General features: G+C 76.9%; 5 protein-coding genes. 1 reads left to right on the forward strand and 4 read right to left on the reverse strand.

Annotation, left to right across the window (positions count from 1 at the left end):
- From GQS09_RS20600 to GQS09_RS20615, 4 genes are all read right to left on the reverse strand, one after another.
- The coding region (locus tag GQS09_RS20600) for an XdhC family protein (protein WP_165988473.1) at nt 1-366 on the reverse strand (366 nt) is incomplete at its 3' end.
- Between the two features lie 30 nt (nt 367-396).
- Nucleotides 397-2,832, reverse strand: coding sequence for a xanthine dehydrogenase subunit D (gene pucD, locus GQS09_RS20605; protein ID WP_165988475.1), 2,436 nt, complete (start codon nt 2,830-2,832; stop codon nt 397-399).
- Nucleotides 2,829-3,419: a (2Fe-2S)-binding protein gene (locus GQS09_RS20610; protein ID WP_165988477.1), complete on the reverse strand. Its 591-nt coding sequence runs from the start codon at nt 3,417-3,419 to the stop codon at nt 2,829-2,831. The genes pucD and GQS09_RS20610 overlap by 4 nt, the downstream gene beginning before the upstream one ends.
- Nucleotides 3,410-4,318, reverse strand: a complete 909-nt coding sequence (locus tag GQS09_RS20615; protein ID WP_165988479.1) for a xanthine dehydrogenase family protein subunit M — start codon at nt 4,316-4,318, stop codon at nt 3,410-3,412. Before GQS09_RS20615 ends, GQS09_RS20610 begins: the two co-directional genes overlap by 10 nt.
- A gap of 410 nt (nt 4,319-4,728) precedes the next feature.
- Here GQS09_RS20615 and GQS09_RS20620 point away from each other — a divergent pair.
- Nucleotides 4,729-5,829 (forward strand): PucR family transcriptional regulator ligand-binding domain-containing protein (locus tag GQS09_RS20620; protein ID WP_207958076.1); only part of this gene is annotated, 1,101 nt, incomplete at its 3' end.

A 5,829-nucleotide genomic window follows, 5' to 3' on the forward strand; every position in this document is an offset into this window, starting at 1 on the left:
GCCGGCGGCGGCGCCCGCCGCGGCGGCGGCCAGCACGGCGGTGCCGGCCGCGCCCGGCGGGCAGGGCGTGACCAGCACCTCCACGGTTCCGCCGCAGGTCAGGCCGGTTCCCAGCCCGTCGGCGTCGCTGTGGCCGAAGCGTTCGCGCAGCACCGTGCCCTGGTCCAGGGCCTGCCGGCACAGCTCGTAGACGGCGCCCTCCACGCAGCCGCCGGAGATGCTGCCCACGGCCCTGCCCGCGGTGTCCACGGCGAGGGCGGCGCCGGGTTCCCGGGGCGCGCTGCCGCCCGCCGCGACCACCGTCGCCACCGCGAAGGCGCGTCCCTCGCGGCACCAGCGGTCCAGCTCGGCGGCGATGTCCAGCATGGCGGTGCTCCTTCTCCCGCGGGCGGCGGGTCATTCCGTGCCGGTCAGGTACTCGGGGCGCAGCGGGACGCGGCTCAGGTCCAGGCCGGTGGCCTGCCGGACGGCGGCCACCACCGCCGGCCCGGCCGACAGGGTGGGCGCCTCGCCCACCCCCCGCAGCCCGTACGGGGCGTGCTCGTCCGCCAGCTCCAGCATCTCCACCGGGATCGCCGGGGTGTCCAGCACGGTGGGGATCAGGTAGTCGGTGAAGGACGGATTGCGCACCAGCCCCCGCTCGTCGGTGAGGATCTCCTCCATCACCGCCAGGCCCATGCCCTGCACCGTGCCGCCCTGGATCTGCCCGGCCACCGCGAGCGGGTTGAGCGCTCTGCCCACGTCCTGCGCGCAGGCCAGCTCCACCACCTTGACCAGCCCGAGTTCGGTGTCCACCTCCACCACCGCCCGGTGGGCGGCGAAGGAGTACTGGACGTGCCCGTCGCCCTGGCCGGTGCGCCGGTCGAACGGCCGGGTGGGCCGGTGCCGCCACTGGCTCTCCCGCTCGATCACCTCCTCGCCCAGCACCTCGGCCAGCCCGGCCAGCACCTCGCCGCCGGCGGTGACGACCTTGCCGCCCTCCAGCCGCAGCCCTTCGCCCGCCCAGCCGGGGTGCGCGGCCCCGAACCGCTCCCGGCCCAGCTCCAGCACCCGTTCGCGCACCAGCCCGCAGACGTGCCGGACGGCGCCGCCGGTGACATAGGTCTGGCGGGAGGCCGAGGTGGAGCCGGCGGAGCCGACGCGGGTGTCGGCCGGGTGCAGCGCGACCTGGGTGACGCCCAGCTCGGTGCGGGCGATCTGCGCCTGCACGGTGACGCCGCCCTGCCCGACCTCGGCCATGGCGGTGTGCACCACGGCGACCGGCTCCCCGCCGGCCACCTCCAGCCGCACCCGGGCCGTGGAGTAGTCGTCGAAGCCCTCGGAGAAGCCCACGTTCTTGATGCCGACCGCATAGCCGATCCCGCGCACCACGCCCTCGCCGCGCGTGGCGTGGGACACCCCGCCGGGCAGCTCGCGCAGGTCCACCCCGCCGGTGCCGCCCGCGGTGCCGGCGGTCTGCCACTGGCGTTCCGGCGGCAGCGGCCGTTCCCGCACCCGGCGCAGCAGTTCCGCCACGGGTGCCGGGGAGTCCACGCGCTGCCCGGTGGGCATCAGCCCGCCCTGGGAGAGGGCGTTGCGCTGCCGGAACTCCACCGGGTGCAGGCCGAGCCGGGCGGCCAGCCGGTCCATCTGGGCCTCGTAGGCGAAGCAGGCCTGGACCGCTCCGAAGCCGCGCATGGCGCCGCAGGGCGGATTGTTGGTGTAGAGGGCCAGCGCCTCGATCTCGACGTTGTCCACGGCGTAGGGCCCGGCGGAGAGGGAGGCGGCGTTGCCCACCACGGCCGCGGAGGTGGAGGCGTAGGCGCCGCCGTCCAGCACGATCCGGCAGGTCATGTGGGTGAGCCGGCCGTCCCCGGTGGCGCCGTGCTCGTAGCGCAGCCGGGCCGGGTGGCGGTGGACGTGGCCGAAGAAGGACTCGTGGCGGTTGTAGACCATCTTCACCGGCCGCCCGGTGTGCAGGGCCAGCAGGCAGGCGTGGATCTGCATGGAGAGGTCCTCGCGCCCGCCGAAGGCGCCGCCGACCCCGGAGAGGGTCATCCGGATCTTCTCCTCGGGCAGGCCCAGCACCGGGGCCATCTGGCGCAGGTCGGCGTGCAGCCACTGGGTGGCGATGTAGAGGTCCACGCCGCCGTCGTCGGCCGGCACGGCCAGCCCGGACTCCGGGCCCAGGAAGGCCTGGTCCTGCATGCCGACCCGGTACTCACCGGTGACGATCACCTCGGCCCGGGCGCGGGCCGCGGCCACGTCGCCGCGCAGCACGGGCTGGCGGTGGACGATGTTCGGGTGCGGCACGTGCGGGGCGTGGTGGTCGGTGCGGTCCGGGTGCAGCAGGGGCGCGCCGGGCGCCAGCGCGCTCGCCTCGTCGTGGACCACGGGCAGCGCGGCGTACTCGACGCGGATGCGTCCGGCGGCGCGGCGGGCGGTCTCGGGGTGGTCGGCGGCGACCAGGGCGACCGGTTCGCCGTGGTAGCGGACCCGGTCCCGGGCCAGTACGGGGGTGTCCGGGATCTCCAGTCCATAGGTGGTGACGGCGGTGGGCAGGTCGTCGTGGGTCAGCACGGCGTGCACCCCGGGGACGCGCAGCGCCGGCCCGATGTCCAGGGAGCGGATCTCGGCGTGCGCGTGCGGGCTGCGCAGGGTGACGCCCCAGAGCATGTCCTCGTGCCACAGGTCGGAGGAGTAGGCGAAGTCGCCGGTGACCTTGAGGGTGCCGTCGGGGCGGGGGGTGGACTCCCCGATGCCGCCGGCGGTGGCCGAGCCCTGGGTGAGGCGGGCGGGAACGCGCGCCGGGGCGGTGCGGGCGGGAGCCCGGGGGGTGTCGCTGCCGGTCATGACGGGCGCTCCTGCGTTCCGGGGACGGCCCCGGCGGCGGTCCGGGTGGCGGCCAGCCGGACGGCGTCCAGGATCGCTTCGTAGCCGGTGCAGCGGCACAGGTTGCCGGCCAGGGCCTCGCGGATGTCGGCGTCGGTGGGCTGCGGATTGCGCTCCAGCAGTTCGTCCGCGGCGACCAGCAGGCCGGGCGTGCAGAAGCCGCACTGCACCGCGCCCGCGTCCAGGAACGCCTGCTGGACCGGGGCCAGGGCGGGGGCCGCCCCCGCTTCCCCGGCCCGTTCCGCGCCCGCGTGCCCTCCGGCGCCCGCGCCCGCGGACCCGGCGGCCCGGGCGCGCTGCCGGGCGTGCTCGGCCAGCCCCTCCACGGTCAGCACCTCGCGGCCCTCCGCCTGGCCGGCCGCGACCAGGCAGGCGCATACCGGAACGCCGTCCAGGCGGACCGTGCACGAGCCGCATTCGCCCTGCTCGCAGGCGTTCTTGGAGCCGGGCAGGCCGAGCCGCTCGCGCAGCACGTACAGCAGGCTCTCGCCCTCCCAGACGTCGTCGGCCTGCTCCGGGCGGCCGTTGACGGTGAACCTCAGGCGCATGCCGCGTCTCCTTGGTGTCGTCCGTTCTCGTCTCCCCGGTGGGCCCGCCAGCTCCAGACCAGGGCGCGGCGGGCCAGCACGGCGACCGCGTGGCGGCGGTAGCGGGCCGTGCCGCGCACGTCGTCGATGGGATCGCAGGCCGCGGCGGCCAGCGCGCCGAACTCCCGGACGGTCTCCGCGTCCAGCGGGCGGTGCCGCGGCTCGTCCCAGTGGCCGCCGTCGGCCAGGGCGGCGGCCAGGAACTCCTCGGCGGCACGGGCCCGCACCGGGGTGGGCGCGGCCGAGCCGACGCCGGTGCGGACCGTGCGGCTGTCCGGGTGCAGGGCCACCGCGAAGGAGCAGACCGCGATCACCATGGCGTTGCGGGTACCCACCTTGGAGAACTGCTGCGGGCCGGTGGCCCGCCGGATGTGCACGGCGCGGATCAGCTCGTCCGGGGCCAGGGCGTTGCGCTTGACGCCGGTGAAGAACTCCTCCACCGGGATCAGCCGCCGGCCGCGCACCGACTCGGCCTCGACCCCGGCGCCCGCGGCGAGCAGCGCGGGGTGGGCGTCCCCGGCCGGGGAGGCGGCGCCCAGATTGCCGCCGACGCTGCCCCGGTTGCGGATCTGCGGCGAGCCCACGGTGCGCGCGGCCATGGCCAGCGCGGGCAGGTCGGCGGCCAGCCCGGTGATGATCCGGGTGTAGGGGACGGCGGCGCCGAGCCGGACGGTGTCCGGGCCGCGCTGCCAGTCGTGCAGGCAGGCGATCCGGTTCAGGTCCAGCAGGTGGCCGGGGCGGCGGTGGCCGAAGTTCAGCTCGACCATCACGTCCGTGCCGCCGGCGATGGGGACGGCGCCCGGGTGCTCGGCCTTGGCGGCCAGCGCCTCGTCCCAGGTTTCCGGTCGCAGGAACTCCATACGCGGTGCTCTTCCCGTCTCTCGCCCGGCGGGCGTGCCGCCGGGCGTGGCCGATGGTGCGAGCGGGTGGCGGGGCCCGGGGTGCGGGGCCGGGCCGACCGCTGTTGTCTCCGTCCGCCCTGTCCGGCGGTTCACCTCTCCGCCGATTCCGCCGTTGCCCCGTCCGGCCGTTCGCCTGTTCGGCCGTTCGGGGGTGGGCTGGCGGGCTGGTGGGCTGGTGGGCTGTCGTCCTTGTTCCAGTACACGCGGGGCCCCGGGGCGGGGGGCAGTCACCGATGGCCCGAAGCCCCGGTTACGGACAGCGTCCGTGGTTGTAGTTTCCTCCAAAGGGGAGGATTATCGGCTCTCCGCCACCGGCTGTTCCTCCATGCCGGCCGGCCCCGGCCCGCCCGTACCGGAGCACCACCGCCATGCGACTGCGCGACCTGCTCGACACCGACGGCCTCGGCCTGCGGCTGCTGCACGGCGACGGCGAAGGGCTGGACCGGCCGGTGCGCGGGGTGATGACCACCGACCTGCGCGATCCCGGCCGCTATCTCTCCGGCGGCGAACTGGTGCTGACCGGCCTGGCCTGGCGCCGCTCCCCCGCCGACTCCGCGCCCTTCGTCCGCGTCCTGGCCAGGGCCGGGGTGGCGGGCCTGGCGGCGGGCGAGGCCGAGCTGGGCACGGTGCCGCCCGATCTGGCCGAGGCGTGCGAGCGGTACGGCCTGCCGCTGTTCGCGGTGGACGAGGCGGTGAGCTTCGCGGCCGTCACCGAGCATGTGCTGCGCCGGGTGTCGCGGGAGCGGGCCGGGGATCTGGCCGCCGTCGTGGACCGGCACCGGCGGCTGGTGGCGGCCGGCCCGGCGGGCGGCGGACCGCGGGCGGTACTGGAACTGCTCGGCACCGACCTGGACCTGCGGGCCTGGCTGCTCACGCCCGCCGGCCGGGTGATCGCCGGATCCGGACCGGAGCCGCTGCCGGAGGGCGCCGCGGGTGAACTGGCCGTGCGTCACCTGGCGGCGGCCCGCTCGGGACGGCCGGGTCCGTACCGGGTGCGCGTCCCGCAGGACACGCCGGACGGCACGGTGTACGCGCTGCTGCCGGTACGCGGCGAGACGGGGGACGTGCGGCACACGCTGCTGTCCGACTGGCTGCTGGCGGTGGCGGCCGACCCGGCGGACTGGCCCGACCGGCGGCTGGAGCTGCTGACCGGGGTGGCGCGGCTGATCGCCGCCGAGCGGCTGCGCGCCGAGGCGGGCCGGGCGGTGGGGCGGCGGCTGGCGCGGGAGGTGCTGGAACTGCTGGCGGCGGGCGCCCCGGCGGCCGATGTGGCCGCCCGGCTGCGGGTGCTGGCGCCCGTGCCGGAGCGGCAGCCGGCCTGGCAGGTGGTGACGGCCCGGGTGGAGTGGCGGGGCGCGCCGTTCCCGGCCGGTGCCCCGGCCCGGGCGCTGCTGGAGGAGCTGCTGCCGGAGGAGGCGGCGGTGGGGCACGGGCCGGAGGAGGCGGTGGCGCTGGTGCCGCTGGCCGCG

It is taken from the genome of Streptomyces sp. YIM 98790 (assembly GCF_011421595.1).
Taxonomy (GTDB): Bacteria; Actinomycetota; Actinomycetes; order Streptomycetales; family Streptomycetaceae; genus Streptomyces.

Excerpts from the sequence above, each read along its gene's own strand:
- pucD (WP_165988475.1), bottom strand. The coding sequence starts at position 2,832 with ATGACCGGCAGCGACACCCCCCGGGCTCCCGCCCGCACCGCCCCGGCG.
- GQS09_RS20610 (WP_165988477.1), bottom strand. The coding sequence starts at position 3,419 with ATGCGCCTGAGGTTCACCGTCAACGGCCGCCCGGAGCAGGCCGACGAC.
- GQS09_RS20615 (WP_165988479.1), bottom strand. The coding sequence starts at position 4,318 with ATGGAGTTCCTGCGACCGGAAACCTGGGACGAGGCGCTGGCCGCCAAG.